Origin of the sequence: Peptostreptococcus anaerobius 653-L, assembly GCF_000178095.1 — a bacterium.
Taxonomy (GTDB): domain Bacteria; phylum Bacillota; class Clostridia; order Peptostreptococcales; family Peptostreptococcaceae; genus Peptostreptococcus; species Peptostreptococcus anaerobius.
The window spans coordinates 1-2342 of record NZ_ADJN01000034.1; the positions used below are offsets into that span (position 1 = coordinate 1).

Annotated in this window: 2 protein-coding genes; both read left to right on the forward strand. The window is 35.4% G+C overall.

Going from position 1 to position 2342, the window contains the following annotated elements:
* The first annotated feature begins 552 nt into the window (after nt 1-552).
* Nucleotides 553-1755, forward strand: a complete 1203-nt coding sequence (locus HMPREF0631_RS03735; RefSeq protein WP_002843538.1) for an FprA family A-type flavoprotein — start codon at nt 553-555, stop codon at nt 1753-1755.
* A 5-nt stretch (nt 1756-1760) separates the two neighbouring features.
* On the forward strand, nt 1761-2225 hold the full coding sequence (locus HMPREF0631_RS03740) for a dCTP deaminase/dUTPase family protein (protein ID WP_002843536.1): 465 nt from the start codon (nt 1761-1763) through the stop codon (nt 2223-2225).
* Nucleotides 2226-2342 lie beyond the last annotated feature (117 nt).

Consider the following 2342-nt stretch of genomic DNA (forward strand, 5'->3'; position numbering starts at 1 on the left):
TCAATAATATTCTTCTCATGTTATTTTCATGCCGAGTATGTTATAATAGTGGTGAGCCAGAGGGCTTTCGCCCTCTCTCATCACCGTGAGTTACTTCTCAAGGAATGATATCAAAGCTATTATTGTGCTAACCACACCTGAAATATTAGATATTATTTGAAGTAACTCACTTCTTTTATGTCGTTTTCGACTTTCTCTACTCAACTTGTAGGTACTGTATAGGCATAGCATAAGAAAGTGGGGGATTAATGCCCCCACTTATTTTTGAGTCTATTTAATTTGTCCACCGTGGGGGTTTGGTGGGGGTTTTAAAGTTTCTTCCCTGCCATTATATGGCTTTATTTGAATTACACTAAAAAATACAACGAGTGTACAGTCGTTGGTATACAATTATTTAATTATAAGTGAACTACTTATGTACAAATAGCTTGGTTTAATGTATAATTAACTTAATTGTGTAAAAAAATTAGAGAAGTATGCTTATAGATAGCAAAATGATGGTAGAAATGAAATGTAAAAGTTTATTTATTGTAATATGAAGGGAGAATTTTAATGAATACAGTTTCCGTAGAAATACTAAAAGATTTATACTATATGGGTGTAAACGATAGAGAGACACATTTATTTGAAAATATGTGGCCGCTTCCAGAGGGGGTTGCTTACAATTCATATCTAATAACTGACGAAAAGACAGCTCTATTAGATACTGTAAAAATAACAAAGGTAGATGGTTTTATAGAGAGCCTAAAGAGGAATCTAAACGGTAGAGACCTAGATTATTTAGTAGTTCACCATATGGAGCCAGACCATTCAGGCTGTTACAAGACAGTTCTAGACCTTTATCCAAATCTTACTTTTGTAGCCAACAAGAAGGCTAGAGCAATGATAAAGGACTACCTAGAAATAGATCCAGAAAACTTCCTAGAGGTTAAAGATGGAGATGTACTTGACCTAGGAAAGAGAAAGTTGACATTTGTAAATACTCCAATGGTTCACTGGCCAGAGTCAATGGTTAGTTATGAATCAACTGACAAAATCCTATTCTCACAGGATATATTTGGTGGATTCGGAGCCCTAAACGGAACTATTTTCGATGATGAAATGAATTTTGAATTCTTTGAAAGTGAAATCAGAAGATATTATTCTAACATAGTAGGAAAGTATTCAAAGCAGGCTGCAAGAGCTCTACAGAAAGTAAAGTCACTAGAAATAGATATAATATGTCCAGTTCATGGATTGGTTTGGAGAGCAAATCCAGACAAGATAGTAGACTACTATATCAAGTTGGCTAACCAGGAAAACGAAGAAGGTGTAGTTATAGCTTATGGTTCAATGTATGGAAATACAGAGCAGATGGCAGACCAGTTAGCAAGATTCTTGGCAGAAGAAGGAATTAAAAATGTAAAGGTACATGATGTATCTAAGACTCATGCATCATACATTCTAAGTGATATATGGAAATACAAAGGATTCATACTAGGAAGCTGTACATACAACAACTCAGTATATCCAAATATGAACCAGTTGATGTATACATTAAAGATGAACAAGCTTACAAACCATTCACTAGGTATATTCGGGTCTTATGGATGGAGCGGCGGAGCTGTAAAGGAATTGACACAATTTGCATCAGAAGGTGGAAATTTCGAAGTTATGCCAACTATAGTTGAAACTAAGGGAACTATGAAAGAGGATGATATAGAAGCCCTAAGACAGCTAGCTAAGGAAATGGCTGCTTCAATCAAAGGAGCATAATAGGTATGACTAGAGGCTTTGAATTAGTAGAAGATAGGCATAGAAAACATCCAGATATTGATATAGTCCTTCCTCAAAGGGGTACATCAAGATCAGCTGGCTATGATATCTGTACACCAGTGGATATAGTAATAGGACCTAGAGGTTCATCAAAGACTATATTTACAGATATAAAGGCATATATGGGGGATGATGAGGTACTTACTACTTATGTGAGAAGCTCAATTGGTATGAAGAGAGGCCTAGTACTAGCCAATACTACTGGTATTATAGACTCTGATTACTATTCAAACCCAGACAATGATGGAAATATTGGATTTATGCTTAGGAACCTGACAGATGATGAAGTGCTTATCAAGGCAGGTGAAAGGGTAATACAGGGAATCTTTGTAAAATACCTAGTTGCAGACGATGACAAGCCCAAGTCAGAAGAGAGATTGGGTGGAGTTGGATCAACAGGAAAAAAATAGTTAAAAATAGACTTTTAAAACTATCCATAAAATGTTATAATATAGTGTATGATTGCCGATGGCAAAAGTCTAAAAACAAAAAAGACGATCTAGAGAAATCTAGGTCGTTTTTTTTGC